Here is a 15883-nt window from a genome sequence, read left to right as displayed (position 1 = left end):
CGGCGCGCTAAAAACTATCAGTTGATAGAAAATGTGCTAGCTTCCTGGTCATGGAAAACCCACGCACCGATTCCACCGACGGCGCACGCCTGCACGCGCGCGCTCAGGCGCAGCACGCGTCGATGCGCATCCCGGCGGCTCCGGACGGCGTCGACACGGCGACGCTGATCTGGTCCGAGTCGATCCCGGCGAACGGTTACGCCACCAAGGTGCTGGCCCGCGGCAGCCGGCTCCGACTGATCGATATCGAGGGCGGCGCGTGCGCGCATCTGTTGCTGTACCGCGCCGACGCGCCTTGGGAACGGCTCAACGTCGCCGACACGATGAAGGTCCCGTGGCAGGCCTACCTTGGTGCCGGCCATCCGCTGCTGTCCGATCAGGGCCGGGTGCTGGCCACCGTCGTCGCCGACTCCTCGGGACACCACGACATGCTCTGCGGCCCGGACGCCATCGGCCGACAACTGCTGCTGTTGGGCGCGATCAAGCACGGCATGGGCATTCGAGATGTGGCGCCGTCGGTGTCATTGTTCCGCGGGGTTCGCGTCGATCCGGTCAGCGGGGCACTGGCATTCACCGGGTCCGCGGGGCCCGGCGCGGCGACGGACCTGCTGATCCACCTTCCGGTGGTGCTGGTGGTTGCCAATGCCGCGCACCCGCTGGATCCCCACCCGCCTGCAACGCCATTGGACGTAGTTGCCTGGCGGGCCGGCGAGCAGTTGGCTGACCTAGCCGACCAGGACCCGGAATACCTACGAGCGGTGCAGAACACCGAGGCGGCCTGGGCCGCCGGAACGGGGGAGTGCTCATGACCAGCCCCTCTCAGGCCCCGCGCATCGTCTCCGACGAGGTGGTGGCGGCCCGGGCGCCCTGGTCGGCAGTGGTGCGCGCTGGAGATCTGCTGCAGATCATCGATCTGCACGGAAACCAGGCGGTGGACTGCCTGCTCTACGACGCCGGTGACCACACCCGCCGGTACAGCGCCCAGGCCACCGTTGCCGCTGCGCGCAATATCTTCTTGAGCACCGGCTCGGTGTTGCGCAGCGCCGACGGCACCGCCCTGATGACCGTCGTCGCCGACGAGGTCGGCAACCACGACACCATCGCCGGAGCCTGCTCGCAGGAATCCAACACCCTGCGCTACGGGCACCACACCGCCCACCAGCACGCCTGCGTGGAGAACTTCCTCGCCGAGGGGGCCCGGTGGGGCCTGGGTAAACGCGACATCGTCTCCAACATCAACTGGTTCATGAACGTCCCCGTCGAAGCCGACGGCACGCTGGGCATCGTCGACGGCCTCTCGGCCCCGGGCAAGAGCCTGACCCTTCGCGCGGAGATCGACACCCTGGTACTGGTGTCGAACTGCCCGCAGATCAACAACCCGTGCAACGGTTTTGACCCGACACCGGTGCGGATGGTGATCAGCCGAACATGATCGGCATCGAGGTGGTCTCGCCGGGCATGTTCACCACGGTGCAGGACTGGCCCGGGCGCGTCGGCTACTGGCATGTCGGGGTGCCGCCGTCCGGGCCGATGGACGACCTGTCGTTTCGAATCGGCAATCAGGTACTGGGCAATCGCGAGGGTGCGGCCGGCTTGGAATGCACCAAGGCGGGTCCTGCCCTGCGCTTTTCGGACCCAGCCTGGGTGTGCGTCACCGGCGCTGCGGTGCCCGTCAGGCTGGACGGTGCCCCGGTTGCGCAATGGCAGTCGGTTCGGATACCCGCCGGTGGACTGCTCGAGATCGGCGTCATTGCAGGTCCGGGAATGCGCTGCTACGTCCTGATCGAGGGAGGCATCGCCGCGCCGGAATTCCTGGGCAGTGCAGCAACCTTCACCCAAGGTGTGTTCGGCGGACACCACGGCCGGGCGCTGCGCGAATCGGATCGCCTTAGCGCCGTCGGCCGCGACGGCGCCCCGCCGACCCTCGCCCGCGCCCCCAGTCAGATCCAGCCCAGCATCGGGCGGCATTGGGAGCTCGCGGTGACCGAAGGTCCGCATGCGGCGCCGGAGTTCATGACCCGCGCCGACATGACCACCCTGACCACCACCGACTACACCGTGCACTTCAACTCCGACCGCACCGGCGTGCGGCTCGTCGGGCCGAAACCACGGTGGGCTCGCCCCGACGGCGGCGATGCCGGCCTGCATCCGTCCAACATTCACGACACCGCCTACAGCATCGGTGCGTTGGACTTCACCGGCGACACCCCGATCCTGCTCGGTCCCGACGGGCCCAGCCTGGGCGGATTCGTCTGCCCAGTGACGGTGGTACGCGGCGACCGGTGGAAACTGGGCCAGCTGTCGCCCGGCGACACCGTGCGGTTGGTGCCGATCCGTGCCGACCACGCCCTACCGACGGCAGCGCTGGGTGTGCAACGGCGCGCGGCGCTGCCTGTCGTAGTCTCCCGCTCCGGCGACGGCGATGACGGAGTGCTGCAGCGCTACACCGGCCGCGACGGGACGGCCGTTACCCTGCGGCGCGCCGGTGACAGCGGCGTTCTGCTCGAATACGGGCCGATGACACTGGATTTGGCGCTGCGGGCGCGGGTACAGGTGCTCTACGACCAGATCCGTGAACGGGGGCTGCCCGGATTGGCCGAGCTGACGCCGGGTGTGCGATCGCTGCAGATCCAGTTCGACCCCGAGCAGTTCTCGTGCGCCGAGGTGATCGACGAAGTGGCCGCCATCGACGATGCGCTGCCGCCCTGCGATGAACTGGTGGTGCCGAGCCGCTCGGTGCGGCTGCCGCTCAGTTGGGACGACCCCGGCACCCACGAGGCCATCCGCCGCTACATGTACGGCGTGCGGCCCGACGCGCCGTGGTGCCCGTCCAATATCGAGTTCATCCGGCGGATCAACGGACTCGACGACATCGCGCAGGTGTACGACATCGTGTTCTGCGCGCAGTACCTGGTGCTCGGCCTGGGCGATATCTACCTTGGCGCGCCGGTGGCCACCCCGCTGGATCCCAGACACCGGCTGGTGACCACCAAATACAACCCAGCCCGCACCTGGACCCCGGAGAACGCCGTCGGGATCGGCGGCGCCTACCTGTGCATCTATGGCATCGAGGGGCCTGGCGGCTACCAGTTCGTCGGGCGCACCACCCAGGTGTGGAACCACCGGCACGCCACCGCCGGACTGTTCGATCCCGAAACCCCTTGGCTGCTGCGCTACTTCGACCGCATCTGCTTCTATCCGGTGCAGGCCGAGGAGCTCCTGGAGTTGCGTGCCGACATGGCGGCCGGGTGCGGCCGAGTCGACATCACCGACGGCGAGTTCTCACTGCCGGCCTACCGCCGATTCCTGGCCGACAACGCTGAGAGCATCGCAGGATTCCGCGACCAACAGGTAGCCGCGTTCACCGCGGAGCGCAATGCGTGGCACGAGGCCGGCGAAATCGCCCGCGGTTAGGCCAGTTTGAGCGAATCGTCGCGGCACAACACGAAGAAGTAAGGCCGGGACGAGCCCCGCAGGTCCATCGCGCCGATCACCGCATCTTCAGAGAGCCGGCGGAAGACATCGTTGACCGGCGCCTGGTCATAGACCATCGTGGCGCTGTCGACTCCGCGGTATCTGGTGATGCGCAGCCGCGCCCGGGGCGAACGGGTCCGCAGCAGTGGTTGCAACGCGTTGATCTGCCCAAGGAATGACCGGTTTTTCAGCGCCGGCAGCTTCGTGGCCAGTCCCAGAACGCTGAACGCCAGCACCGGGTTGAACGCCCACAGTGCGTCCCCGTCACGGGTGGGGAACAACAGCGGATGGACCGTCTCGGCATCGACGAACTGCTTGCCCCACCAGCCGGTGGCCGCCAACAACCCGTCGAGCGGGTGGCCGGTCGGCAGCTCGGAACCATGCCAGGTGCCGACCATGAAATCGGGGTCGACCGCCTCGGCGGCGTCGAAGATCTCACAGGCCTCGGCGGTGGTCGTCGGCACGTTCGAAAACAAGTCCTGGACAGCCATGAGCAACACCGTACTTGACAGGTGTCAACCGCGGAGCCGCTTAGAGCACCACCGTCTCGTTGCCCACCCGGATCACCCGGTCCTGACAGTGCCATTGCACCGCCCGCGACAGCACCGCCCGCTCCACGTCGGCGCCCAACCGCACCAGATCGGTGACGCTGTGGGTGTGGTCCACCCGCACGACGTCCTGTTCGATGATCGGACCCTCGTCGAGCACCTCGGTGACGTAGTGCGCGGTGGCGCCGATCAGTTTCACGCCGCGTTCCCGCGCTCGCTGATAAGGCGCTGCGCCGATGAACGCCGGCAGGAAGGAATGGTGGATGTTGATCAGCGGACAGCCCACCGCCTCGATGAAGTCGCCGGTGATGATCTGCATGTAGCGGGCCAATACCACCAGATCCACGTTGCCGCAGAGCAACTGCAGCTGCCGCTGCTCAGCCTCGGTACGATTGTCGCGGGTGGCGGGGATGTGGAAGAACGGCACCCCGAACGGGCGTACCTGCTCGGCGAGGTCCGGGTGGTTGGAGATCACCATCGCCACGTTCATCTCCAGCTCGCCGCGGCGGTTGCGCCACAACAGGTCCAGCAGGCAATGGTCGGTCTTGGATGCCAGGATCGCCACCCGCTTGGGCTTGGCGGCCTCGGTGAACCGATAGTCCATCGAGAACTGCTGGGCCACCGTGGCGCCGAAGCGTTCCTGGAGCCCGTCGAGGGCCGCCGGCAAACCGGGTAGGTGAAAGATCGCCCGCTGCACAAAGGTCCCGTCTTCGGGTGCGGTCGAGTGCTGATCCAGCGAGATGATGTTTGCGCCGGCCTCGGCCAGAAAGGCGCTCACCGCGGCGATGATCCCGTGGCTGTCTCGGCAGCTCAGCAGCAGTCGACCGATATCGGTGGTCGCCGGCGCGCCGGACTGTTGCGGATAGCCCTGTTGAGCCTGCCCTGGTGTCGCGGTGCCCCCGTGGCCCCCAGAACCGTTCGTCATGGCCGCCCTTCGCCGATCGCCGACATTCAACGGGTCAGGCTACCGGGGGAGGGAGCCAGAATCCGACACACCGGGCGACTAACACAGTCACACGCGTAACACAGGGCACACTAGTAACAACAACTATGCCTGGAGGGTGCTGCCGTGTACCGAGTGTTCGAAGCCCTTGACGAACTGGGCTCCATTGTCGAAGAGGCCCGTGGCGTGCCGATGACGGCAGGCTGCGTGGTACCCCGCGGTGACGTCCTGGAACTGATCGACGACATCCGTGACGCCATTCCCGGTGAGCTGGACGACGCCCAAGACGTCCTTGACGCCCGCGACTCGGTCCTCAACGAGGCCAAGGAGCACGCGGAATCGATGGTCAGCTCGGCCACCGCCGAAGCAGACTCGCTGGTCGCCCATGCGCGCGCCGAGGCCGATCGGTTGCTGGCCGACGCCAAGGGGCAGGCTGACCGGATGGTGGCCGAGGCCCGCGGACACAGCGAGCGGATGCTCGGCGAAGCCCGCGAGGAAGCAGCCCGCCTCAGCGCAACCGCCAAGCGCGAATTCGAGACCGCCACCAGCCGCGCCCAGGCGGAATGCGACCGGCTGGTCGAGAACGGCAACGCCGCTTACGAGAAGGCCGTGCAGGAGGGCATCAAGGAACAGCAGCGGCTGGTTTCGCAGAACGAGGTGGTGACCTCGGCGCGTGCCGAATCCACCCGGCTGATCGACTCGGCTCACGCCGAGGCCGACCGGATGCGCGGCGAATGCGACATCTACGTCGACGCCAAGCTGGCCGAATTCGAGGACTTCCTCAACGGCACGCTGCGTTCGATCAACCGCGGTCGACACCAACTGCGTACCGCTGCGGGCACTCACGACTACGCGACTCGCTGACCCGAGAACGCCGAGTAACGCGCTGCGTAGAATCGCGGCATGGCGAGACACCCCGGCGCAGGTATGAAGGCAGCGCGACGACAGCTGCCTGCGCCTTTCGTGGTCAATGTCGCCCGGTTGGGGCGGCGCCCCGGTGCGTTGATGCCGCTGCGTGAGCAGCGGATCAGCCCCACCCGCATCGGACTGGAGTTGGTGGCGATTCCGGCGGATGGCGCAGTCGATCTGGATCTGCGGGTGGAGTCGGTCTCCGAAGGCGTTCTGGTCAGTGGCGTGGTCTCGGCGCGCACCGCGGGCGAATGCGCGCGGTGCCTGCAACCGCTGACCGGCGACATCGAGGTGGAGTTGACGGAGCTGTTCGCCTACCCCGACAGCACCACCGATGCCACCACCGAAGACGACGAGATGGGCCGGGTCGTCGACGACGCGGTGGACCTCGAACAGGCCATCGTCGACGCGGTCGGCCTGGCTCTGCCGTTGTCCCCGTTGTGTGACCCGGACTGCCCCGGACTGTGCCCGGACTGCGGGGTGGTGCTGTCCACCGCCGAGCCCGGCCATCACCACGACAAGATCGATCCGCGCTGGGCGAAATTGGCGGGAATGCTGGAACCGCAGGACGACGCCGGGCCGAGCGACGACGGTGAGCGGTGAGCCGTCCCCGGCAAGCCGTGCTGGATGCCCTCGGCGTGGATCTCACCGACGACCTGCTCACGCTGGCTGTCACGCATCGCAGTTACGCCTATGAGCACGGCGGCCTGCCCACCAATGAGCGCCTGGAGTTTCTGGGCGATGCCGTGCTGGGACTGACCATTACCGACGAGCTGTTCCACCGCCACCCGGACAGGCCCGAGGGAGATCTGGCCAAGCTGCGCTCCAGCGTGGTCAACACCTCTGCCTTGGCCGACGTGGCGCGGGGCCTGACAGAGGATGGCCTGGGGGCTCATCTGTTGCTTGGCCGCGGCGAGGAAAACACCGGCGGCGCCGACAAATCCAGCATCTTGGCCGACGGGATGGAGTCCCTGCTGGGGGCGGTCTACCTCCAGCACGGGATCGACACCGCCCGGGAGGTGATCCTGCGCTTGTTCGGTCCGCTGCTCGACACCGCGGCAACGCTGGGAGCCGGCCTGGACTGGAAGACCAGCCTGCAGGAACTGACGGCCGCCCGCGGGCTGGGTGTGCCGTCCTATCAGGTCACCTCCACCGGACCCGACCACGACCGCGAGTTCACCGCGACCGCCGTCATATCGGGCACCGCGTACGGCACCGGCGTCGGCCGGACCAAGAAAGAAGCCGAGCAGAAGGCCGCGGCCGCAGCCTGGCAGGCGCTGGACTCCCCAGACGCCCCGGCCGCGGTGAACGACGCACCGAAGGCCTGAGAATGCCCGAACTTCCCGAGGTCGAGGTGGTTCGGCGTGGCCTGAACGAGCACCTGGTCGGGCGCACGATCACCGGGGTGCGGGTGCACCATCCGCGGGCGGTGCGCCGCCACGACGCGGGCCCCGCCGATCTGACCGCGCGGCTGCTGGGTGCCCGAATCACCGGCACCGACCGGCGGGGCAAATACCTGTGGCTGCTGCTGAGCGGGGCCGCGGCCGACGAGGCCCTGGTGGTGCACCTGGGGATGAGCGGTCAGATGCTGCTGGGGGAGCTGCCCGACACCAGGCACTTGCGGATCGCCGCCGTACTCGATGACGGGACGAAGATCAGCTTCGTCGACCAGCGCACCTTCGGCGGGTGGCAGCTCACCGATCTGGTCGCTGTGGACGGCAGTGTGCTGCCGGTACCGGTCGCCCACCTCGCCCGCGACCCGCTAGACCCGCGCTTTGATGCCGAATCGGTAGTCGAAGTGCTGCGACGCAAGCACTCCGAGATCAAACGTCAACTTCTCGACCAGACGGTGGTGTCGGGTATCGGCAACATCTACGCCGACGAAGCACTGTGGCGGGCCGGGATTCGCGGCACCCGAACGGCCGACCGGCTGACGCGGCCGCGGCTGCGGGCACTGCTGGCTGCCGCGGCAGAGGTGATGAACGACGCGCTGGCCGCCGGGGGAACCTCGTTCGACTCGCTCTACGTCAACGTCAACGGTGAATCCGGCTACTTCAGCCGGTCACTGGATGCCTACGGCCGTGAAGACGAGCCGTGCCGGCGTTGCGGGACGCCGATCCGCCGGGCGAAGTTCATGAACCGATCCTCGTACTTCTGCCCGAATTGCCAACGCTGACGCGGGGAATGGGATCGAGGTCACTCAAAGATATTGCGGTGCACCCTGCCTGGCGGCAGATTCGGGTCGACGAACCACTCCCGGCCGAACATCAGGCCGGCTACTTGTGGAGGAAGCCGCATCAGCACCGCGAACAGACGTGCCGCGGCCGCGCTGGCGCCGATCTGAGAGCGATGCGCGGCGAAGGCATCTCGCTTCTGCTGGGCAAACCGAAACACGTTGATCCGGTGCGTGATACTCGATGCCGGTGCATAGGCGGTGCGTACCACCTCACGCCCGTAAGGGGCCGGCAGGTGCAGTAAACGCGCGCCATGCTCGACTCGGGTCAGCATCTCCCGGGGCATCGTCGCCTCGAGTACACGCGGCGTGGCGGCGATCTGTGCGGCCCGCTTACCGACATGATGAACCCGCACGTGATCACGGTGGCCGTAGCCGCCGTTGGGCTGATAACTCAGGAGCAGATCCGCGTCTTCGTCACGCAGGATGGTCGCCAGTCGCTGCGCCGCCTCCTCGACGTCAGCGCGGGCGAACCTGACCCGCCCTGGCGGATCCGGATAGAACTCCGCCCCGAAGCCGCTGTCGGCGTAGCCCAGACATTCGACCCGGTGGGCGCGGAGGGCCGTTGCGCTGGCGCGTAATTCGGCCAGCCGATCGCCGTCGCCGTCATTGACGCGCCCATCGGTTGCCACCACCACGACGACACGATGCCCCTCGGCGGCCGCCCGCGCCAGAGTTCCCCCGGTCAGAATCGCCTCGTCATCGGGATGTGCGTGGAACGCGACCACCGTCGCCATAAGAGCCCAGTATGCCCGCGGTGGCCGGCAATGTCAGCGTCGCAGCTGCGCGGCGCGCCGTCGAACATCCTCGCCGGCCTTGGTCAGTGATCCGCTATCGAACGGCGGCTGTGGGTCGTACTCGATCAGCAGCTGTATGGCGCAGGCTGTGTCGGTGTCCGTCAGCAGCTCGACCAGCCGCAGCGCCATGTCGATGCCGCTGGAGACCCCCGCCGAAGTGACTATCCGCTGCGACAGGTGCTCGACCACGCGTTGCTCCACGTAGCGGGCGCCCAAGTGTTCTAGCAGCTCGACGGCGCTCCAATGGGTGGTCGCGGTCAACCCGTCCAAGAGCCCCGCAGCGGCCAACAGCAGGGAGCCGGTACACACCGAGGCGGTGAACCTGGTGTGGGTGTGGGCCTTGCGCACCCAGTCGAGCAACTCCGCGTCGTCGAGCAATGTTCGTGTCCCGACGCCACCGGGGACGACCAGGACATCCGGTGCGGTCAGCTCGTCGAAGCGGACATCGCAGAGGACCCCGAGCATCCCGTTGTCGGCGCGCACCTCACCACGGCGGTGCCCGACGAAAATCACTTCGACGTCCGGGATCCGCTGCAGCACCTCGTATGGCCCGATGGCGTCCAATGCGGTGAACCGCGGGAAGAGCGGGATCGCTACCTGCACGGATGTCCCCTCGGCTGTCCGGCGAATGGTGTTGCGGGGCAAGCCCGACAATAGTCCTCCGACACCGAACGCGCAGATTCCGTCACCTCAGCCGCGCATGGGATCGAGCAGAATCAGCAGCCGAACGAGTTCGGCCTGGCGATGGATGCCGGTCTTGTCGAAAATGTGCCGGAGGTGAGTCTTCACGGTGGTCAGCGACACCGACAGTTCCTCGGCGATCGGAGTCAGCCCCTCGCCCCGCATCACCAAGAGCGCGACCTGTGCCTCGGCGTTCGTCAGCCCGTACAGGCGTCGCAGCAATATCGCCGGGGGTTCCGGCTGTCGTTCGGGGTCGACGATGATCACCATGGCCCGTCCATGATGCTGCGCCGCAAAGGAGTTCGCTTCGACCGGCAGAACGTGAATGATGTAAGGACGTCGCCCCGAGGGTCGTGCGCACAGGAACGATCCGCCCCAGATGTCCTGACTGTCGGACTTGGACAACCGGGCGATGCTGTGACCCAACTCGGTGTCGGCATGTGACGATTCCGCTGTGATGCAGCCTCGTTCGATCCGCAAGCCGTCGTCGGCGGCCAGAATGCGTTCCGCGGCTCGGTTGGCGTAGACGTACCGCCGTCCTTCGACGATGACGATTCCGTGATTGACGGCTTCGCTTGCCTCCGCGAGATCAGCATTGCGGCGATCGAGATCTTCGAGGCGATCCTGGATGCGCAACGCCTGTTGCAAATGCGGAATGAGACGGTGCATCAACGCGAGATGTTCGGGACTGTCGAACCGCTCCGGTTGCCGCGCATTCGCGATGGCCAGGCTCGTCATCGTCGTTCCGGAGGTGAGTCGAACGAATAGTCCGTCGTGCAGTCCATTTGGGCGAGCCCAGTCGATCTGGAATTCACAATTCTGGTAAGGCCACATGAGTTCAGCGCCGGTCCGGACCACACCTTCGGGCCCGGTCTCGACCGCGTAGAGAACGTGATCCAGCCGTTCGTAATGTGCCGCGTAGGCCTGAGCCGCTGACATCGGCATCTGCGCGTGCTTGAGCGTGCGCGAGACGCTGTCGGAGACCACCAGCGATGCGGCATGGGCCGTGAAGGCGTCGGCGATGGCGGCCATGGCGGCATCCCATTCTTCGGGCACCAGAGCCGCGGAGTAAATACGAGCGATCAGTTGTGAGAATTCATCGATGGCGCTCATCGCCGGCTCTGAATCCATTTGTAGGCCTGGACATTCGGCTTGCCCCCCGTTGCAAGAAGATGTGAAGACGCCTGTCTTCATCTCGCAAAAGTTTACGCGGATCTCGTCCATTGGGATGAGGCAATTTTGATGCGACGGTGCTTGCCTTATGGGGGCCCTGCCGGTCGTAACCCCGAACCGCCGCAGTCGTGAGGAAGCGACGGTCATGTCGCAATCATGTTCCGGCTCGGAAGCGTGAAAGCGGGCCGGGCGCAAGAGGATACCGACCGAAAGGACCCGACAGATGTCTGAGCAGAACATCACGCTGGTGCGAAACGGCTACCAATCGTTCGCCTCCGGTGACACCGAATCTCTGATGGCGCTCTTCGATGAGGACATCGAATGGGTGCAGCCCGGTGACAGTGCGATCAGTGGAACCTATCGCGGAAAAGCGGAGCTCATGGAATTCCTGATGCAGTTGGGGCAGAAGTCACCGACGATCACGCCGAAGCGCTTCCTGGCCGACGGTGAGACCGTCGTCGTACTCAGCGAAGCGGCGATCGGAGGCGAACGCGGGCACAGTGCCGAGGTGTACACCCTGCGTAACGGCAAGACAGTGCGGGTGCAGGTGTACGGCGACACGGCCATGATGGAGCGTCAGTACGGCAGGAAGCCTGCGGCAGCGGTCGCCGACTGACCCAGCGGGTCACCGCCATCGGCCTCGCGGGGATCGCAAGCGCGGCGGAGCCGGGCGCAGCGGGTCACCGCCATCGGCCTCGCGGGGATCGCAAGCGCGGCGGAGCCGGGCGCAGCGGGTCACCGCCATCGGCCCAGCTGCCGCTGCTCCGCATGCCCCGCGCATGTTCGATGTCGTCACGGCAACGGCTGCCAAGATGTCCCCATGACGGAATTATGGGTGGAACGCACCGGGACCCGCCGCTACACGGGACGCAGTTCGCGGGGCGCACAGGTGCTGGTCGGCAGCGAAGACGTCGCCGGCGTCTTCACACCCGGGGAGCTGCTGAAGATCGCGTTGGCCGCGTGCAGCGGAATGTCCAGTGACGCCCCGCTGGCCCGCCGGCTCGGCGACGACTACCAGGCCATCATTGAGGTCTCCGGGCCCGCCGATCGAGAACAGGAGCGCTATCCGCTGCTGGAAGAGGTCCTGAAGCTGGACCTGTCGGGCCTGGATGACGGGGACCGGGATCGCCTTCTGACCGTCGTACACCGGGCGATCGATCAGGTCTGCACGGTGGGACGCACACTGAAATCCGGTACCGAAGTGCGCTTCGAGGTCGACTCCGGTGACCGGGTCTGACGTCCGCCTGTCCGCTTGGGTGCACGGTCACGTCCAGGGGGTGGGATTTCGGTGGTGGACGCGTTCGCGGGCACTGGAGCTGGGCCTGACGGGCTACGCCGCCAACCGGCCAGGCGGCCGCGTACACGTCGTCGCCCAGGGCCCCCGGGCGAACTGCCAACGCCTGCTGGAACTGCTGCAGGGCGGCACCACGCCGGGCCGGGTCGACACCGTCGTCGCCGACTGGACGGACGTCGGAGACCCGATCGACGGATTCATCGAACGCTAGCCCGGTAGTCTCACCTCCCGTGCATCTCAAGAGTTTGACGCTGAAGGGCTTCAAGTCCTTCGCCGCGCCGACGACTCTGCGCTTCGAACCGGGTATCACCGCGGTGGTCGGGCCGAATGGTTCGGGCAAATCCAACGTGGTCGATGCACTGGCCTGGGTGATGGGGGAGCACAGCGCCAAGACCCTGCGCGGCGGCAAGATGGAAGACGTCATCTTCGCCGGCACCTCCTCGCGGGCCCCGCTCGGTCGCGCCGAGGTCACCGTCACCATCGACAACTCCGACAACGCCCTGCCGATCGAGTACGCCGAGGTCTCGATCACCCGGCGGATGTTCCGCGACGGAGCCAGCGAGTACGAGATCAACGGCGCGAGCTGCCGGTTGATGGACGTCCAGGAGCTGCTCAGCGACTCCGGCATCGGTCGTGAGATGCACGTCATCGTCGGCCAGGGCAGGCTGGCGCAGATCCTGGAGTCACGGCCCGAGGACCGCCGGGCCTTCATCGAAGAGGCCGCCGGGGTGCTCAAGCACCGCAAGCGCAAGGAGAAGGCGGTCCGCAAACTGGACGCGATGGCGGCCAACCTGGCCCGCCTGACCGACCTGACCACCGAACTGCGCCGCCAGCTCAAACCGCTGGGCCGTCAGGCCGAAGTCGCCCGGAGAGCGGCCACCATCCAAGCCGACCTGCGCGACGCCAAACTGCGGCTGACGGCCGACGACCTGGTGTCGCGGCAGGCCGAGTTCGCCGGAACCACCGACGCCGAGGCGACGCTGCGCCGCGAACACGACCAGATCACCGAGCGCCTCTCGGTGGCTGCCGACGAACTGACCGCCCACGAGTCCGCGGTCGCCAGCTTGACCCAGCGTGCCGAGGGCGCTCAGCAGACCTGGTTCTCGCTGTCCGCGCTGGCCGAGCGGGTCAGCGCCACGGTGCGCATCGCCAGCGAACGCGCACAGCATCTCGACGACGAGCCGATCACCACCGCCGGCGTCGACCCGGACGCGCTGGAGGCCGAAGCCGAGCAGGTGGCCGCGGCCGAGCAGCAACTTTTGGCCGAACTGGCCGAGGCCGGTATCCGGCTGGAGGCGGCCCGCGCCGAGCTGGCCGAACGGGAGCGCCGCAGTACCGAGGCGGAGAAGGCGCATCTGGCTGCGGTCCGTGCCGAAGCTGACCGGCGTGAGGGCCTGGCCCGGCTGACCGGTCAGGTGGAGACGATTCGGGCGCGGGTCGAGTCGATCGACACGCACGTCGGGCAGCTGTCGACGCGCATCGAGGAGGCCGCCGGGCGGGCCCAGGCCGCCCAGGCAGAGTTCGAGACGGTTCAGGGCCGGGTCTCCGAGCTCGATCAGGGCGAGGTCGGTCTGGACGAGCACCACGAGCGGACCGTGGCCACGTTGCAGCTGGCAGAGGAGCGCGTCGCCGAACTGCAGGCCGCCGAGCGCGCCGCCGAGCGCCAGGTCGCTTCGTTGCACGCTCGTATCGAAGCGTTGTCGATGGGTCTGGAACGCCGCGACGGCGCCGCCTGGCTCGCCGCGAACCACAGTGGCTCCGGGCTCTTCGGGTCGATCGCAAAGCTGGTCAAGGTGCGCTCGGGGTACGAGGCGGCGTTGGCCGCGGTGCTCGGGTCCGCAGCCGATGCGCTGGCCGCGGAGAACGCCGGCGCGGCTCGCTCGGCGCTGCACGCGCTCAAGACCGCCGACGGTGGCCGGGCCGCGATCGTGCTGGGGGACTGGCCGCTGCCTGCCGCCGAACAGCGTGCGGCACTGCCGGACGGAGCGCTGTGGGCAGTGGAGCTGATCGAGGCACCCGAGAAGTTGCGCGGCGCGATGACGGCCATGCTGTCGGCGGTGGCGGTGGTCGACGACTTGCCCAGGGCGCTGGACCTGGTGGCCGCACGCCCCGGGGTGCGCGCGGTGACGTTAGACGGTGACCTGGTCGGTGCGGGCTGGGTCAGCGGCGGATCGGATCGCAAGCCGTCCACCCTGGAGATCAACAGCGAGATCGACAAGGCTCGCGCCGAACTGACCGCCGCCGAAACACAGGCCGGCGAACTCGGTGCGGCCCTCGCCGGAGCGCTTGCCGAGCAGTCCGCACGCCGGGACGCCACCGAGCAGGCACTCGCCGCGCTCAACGAGTCCGATGCCGCCATCGCCGCGACCCACGAGCAGTTGGGCCGGCTGGGGCAAGAGGCGCGCGCCGCCGAGACCGAGTGGCGGCGGCGGCTGCGTGAGCGTGAAGAGCTCGAGGCCGGCCGGGCGCAGACCGTCACCGAGCTGGGCGAGCTGGAGACCCGGCTGCGCAACGCCGAAGAGGATCAGCCGACTGCCACCGTCGAACCGGTGGATCGCCAGCAGATCGCAGCCGCAGCCGAGGCGGCGCGCGGCGTCGAGGTAGAGGCCAGGCTGGCGGTGCGTACCGCCGAGGAACGCGCCAATGCGGTACGTGGCAAGGCGGACTCGCTGCGCCGGGCGGCCGCAGCCGAACGCGAGGCGCGGGTTCGCGCCGAGCAGGCCCGCGCCGCACGCGCACGCGCGGCGACGACGGCGGCAGCGGTCGCCGATGCCGGCAGTGCGCTGGCCCAGCGCCTGCAACATGTGGTGATCGCGGCGGCACGGATCCGTGACGGGCTGGCCAGCGAACGTCAGCAGCGGGCCGCGGCGATGGTCGCCGTCCGGGACGAGGTGAACTCCCTGAGTACTCGGCTCACCGCGCTCACCGAATCACTGCACCGCGATGAAGTCGCCAAGGCGCAAGCCGCGTTGCGCATCGAACAACTCGAGCAGACCGTGCTCGAACAATTCGGCATGAGCTCGGCAGACCTGATCGCCGAGTATGGCCCGGACGTCGCGCTGCCGCCGACCGAACTGGAGATGGCCGAGTACGAGCAGGCCCGCGACCGCGGCGAACTGGTGATGGCTCCCGCCCCGATGCCCTTCGACCGCGCCACCCAGGAGCGGCGGGCCAAGCGCGCCGAACGCGAGCTGGCCGAACTGGGGCGGGTCAACCCGTTGGCACTCGAGGAGTTCGCGGCGCTCGAGGAGCGCTACAACTTCTTGTCGACGCAGCTCGAGGACGTCAAGGCGGCCCGCAAGGACCTCCTCGACGTGGTCTCCGAGGTCGACGCGCGCATCCTGCAGGTCTTCACCGACGCCTACGCCGACGTGGAGCGCGAGTTCACCGAGGTGTTCGCGGCGCTGTTCCCCGGCGGAGAAGGCCGCCTGCTGCTGACCGACCCCAGCGACATGCTGACGACCGGCGTCGACGTCGAAGCCCGACCGCCCGGCAAGAAGGTCAAGCGGCTGTCGCTGCTGTCCGGCGGGGAGAAGTCGCTGACGGCGATCGCCATGCTGGTCGCGATCTTCCGGGCCCGCCCGTCGCCGTTCTACATCATGGATGAGGTCGAGGCCGCGCTCGACGACACCAACCTGCGCCGGCTGCTGGCGCTGTTCGAGATGCTGCGGGCCCGCTCGCAGCTCATCGTCATCACCCATCAGAAGCCGACGATGGAAGTCGCCGACGCGCTGTACGGGGTGACCATGCAGGGCGACGGGATCACTGCGGTGATCTCCCAACGCATCCGGGGCGAAGAGCTCGTTTCCAGCCCGGCGTGAACTCGCACTA

General features: G+C 67.7%; 16 protein-coding genes. 11 read left to right on the top strand and 5 right to left on the bottom strand.

Annotation, left to right across the window (positions count from 1 at the left end):
• Positions 1 to 50: 50 nt before the first annotated feature.
• The 3 genes from MJO54_RS15245 to MJO54_RS15235 are packed head-to-tail and all read left to right on the top strand — an operon-like array spanning position 51 to position 3414.
• The gene (locus tag MJO54_RS15245) at positions 51 to 809 is read left to right on the top strand and encodes a DUF1989 domain-containing protein (RefSeq protein WP_046284797.1); all 759 of its coding nucleotides are present in this window, start codon (positions 51 to 53) and stop codon (positions 807 to 809) included.
• Entirely contained in the window at positions 806 to 1432 is a 627-nt protein-coding gene (locus MJO54_RS15240; protein WP_046284798.1) for an urea amidolyase associated protein UAAP2, read from the top strand. The genes MJO54_RS15245 and MJO54_RS15240 overlap by 4 nt, the downstream gene beginning before the upstream one ends.
• The gene (locus tag MJO54_RS15235) at positions 1429 to 3414 is read left to right on the top strand and encodes a 5-oxoprolinase/urea amidolyase family protein (RefSeq protein WP_105295269.1); all 1986 of its coding nucleotides are present in this window, start codon (positions 1429 to 1431) and stop codon (positions 3412 to 3414) included. Before MJO54_RS15240 ends, MJO54_RS15235 begins: the two co-directional genes overlap by 4 nt.
• On the opposite strand, the gene MJO54_RS15230 is transcribed toward MJO54_RS15235, so the two are convergent.
• Both MJO54_RS15230 and purU read right to left on the bottom strand, forming a co-directional pair.
• Positions 3411 to 3965: a DUF4334 domain-containing protein gene (locus tag MJO54_RS15230; protein ID WP_046284811.1), complete on the bottom strand. Its 555-nt coding sequence runs from the start codon at positions 3963 to 3965 to the stop codon at positions 3411 to 3413. The two genes, MJO54_RS15235 and MJO54_RS15230, sit on opposite strands and share 4 nt — an antisense overlap.
• Positions 3966 to 4005: 40 nt before the next feature.
• Positions 4006 to 4947, bottom strand: coding sequence for a formyltetrahydrofolate deformylase (purU, locus tag MJO54_RS15225; protein ID WP_233428767.1), 942 nt, complete (start codon positions 4945 to 4947; stop codon positions 4006 to 4008).
• Between the two features lie 144 nt (positions 4948 to 5091).
• Between purU and sepIVA the strand changes: the two genes are divergently transcribed.
• The 4 genes from sepIVA to mutM are packed head-to-tail and all read left to right on the top strand — an operon-like array spanning position 5092 to position 8050.
• The gene (gene sepIVA / locus MJO54_RS15220) at positions 5092 to 5829 is read left to right on the top strand and encodes a cell division protein SepIVA (RefSeq protein WP_046284800.1); all 738 of its coding nucleotides are present in this window, start codon (positions 5092 to 5094) and stop codon (positions 5827 to 5829) included.
• Positions 5830 to 5868: 39 nt separating this feature from the next.
• Positions 5869 to 6477, top strand: a complete 609-nt coding sequence (locus tag MJO54_RS15215) for a YceD family protein (RefSeq protein WP_082108286.1) — start codon at positions 5869 to 5871, stop codon at positions 6475 to 6477.
• The gene (gene rnc / locus MJO54_RS15210; protein WP_046284802.1) at positions 6474 to 7202 is read left to right on the top strand and encodes a ribonuclease III; all 729 of its coding nucleotides are present in this window, start codon (positions 6474 to 6476) and stop codon (positions 7200 to 7202) included. Before MJO54_RS15215 ends, rnc begins: the two co-directional genes overlap by 4 nt.
• Before the next feature lie 2 nt (positions 7203 to 7204).
• Positions 7205 to 8050, top strand: a complete 846-nt coding sequence (gene mutM, locus MJO54_RS15205) for a DNA-formamidopyrimidine glycosylase (RefSeq protein ID WP_065153457.1) — start codon at positions 7205 to 7207, stop codon at positions 8048 to 8050.
• A gap of 20 nt (positions 8051 to 8070) precedes the next feature.
• Here the strand turns inward: mutM and MJO54_RS15200 are convergent, their stop codons facing one another.
• The 3 genes from MJO54_RS15200 to MJO54_RS15190 form a co-directional block, all read right to left on the bottom strand.
• Positions 8071 to 8844, bottom strand: a complete 774-nt coding sequence (locus MJO54_RS15200) for a PIG-L deacetylase family protein (RefSeq protein WP_064890543.1) — start codon at positions 8842 to 8844, stop codon at positions 8071 to 8073.
• A 33-nt stretch (positions 8845 to 8877) separates the two neighbouring features.
• Positions 8878 to 9507 carry a DJ-1/PfpI family protein gene (locus MJO54_RS15195; RefSeq protein ID WP_046284805.1) on the bottom strand — a complete coding sequence of 210 codons (630 nt, stop codon included), beginning with the start codon at positions 9505 to 9507 and terminating at the stop codon, positions 8878 to 8880.
• Positions 9508 to 9594: 87 nt separating this feature from the next.
• Positions 9595 to 10698: a helix-turn-helix transcriptional regulator gene (locus MJO54_RS15190; RefSeq protein WP_046284813.1), complete on the bottom strand. Its 1104-nt coding sequence runs from the start codon at positions 10696 to 10698 to the stop codon at positions 9595 to 9597.
• Between the two features lie 283 nt (positions 10699 to 10981).
• On the opposite strand from MJO54_RS15190, the gene MJO54_RS15185 reads away from it, so the two are divergent.
• The 4 genes from MJO54_RS15185 to smc all read left to right on the top strand — a co-directional run bounded on the left by MJO54_RS15185 (position 10982) and on the right by smc (position 15873).
• The gene (locus MJO54_RS15185; RefSeq protein WP_046284806.1) at positions 10982 to 11374 is read left to right on the top strand and encodes a nuclear transport factor 2 family protein; all 393 of its coding nucleotides are present in this window, start codon (positions 10982 to 10984) and stop codon (positions 11372 to 11374) included.
• A 204-nt stretch (positions 11375 to 11578) separates the two neighbouring features.
• Positions 11579 to 11995, top strand: a complete 417-nt coding sequence (locus tag MJO54_RS15175; protein ID WP_046284807.1) for an OsmC family protein — start codon at positions 11579 to 11581, stop codon at positions 11993 to 11995.
• The gene (locus MJO54_RS15170; protein ID WP_046284808.1) at positions 11982 to 12263 is read left to right on the top strand and encodes an acylphosphatase; all 282 of its coding nucleotides are present in this window, start codon (positions 11982 to 11984) and stop codon (positions 12261 to 12263) included. Before MJO54_RS15175 ends, MJO54_RS15170 begins: the two co-directional genes overlap by 14 nt.
• Positions 12264 to 12282: 19 nt before the next feature.
• Positions 12283 to 15873, top strand: a complete 3591-nt coding sequence (smc, locus tag MJO54_RS15165) for a chromosome segregation protein SMC (RefSeq protein ID WP_240175146.1) — start codon at positions 12283 to 12285, stop codon at positions 15871 to 15873.
• The last annotated feature ends 10 nt before the right edge of the window (positions 15874 to 15883 follow it).

Origin of the sequence: Mycolicibacter virginiensis (assembly GCF_022374935.2) — a bacterium.
Taxonomy (GTDB): Bacteria; Actinomycetota; Actinomycetes; order Mycobacteriales; family Mycobacteriaceae; genus Mycobacterium; species Mycobacterium virginiense.
This window is presented reverse-complemented; position numbering and strand designations above follow the sequence as displayed.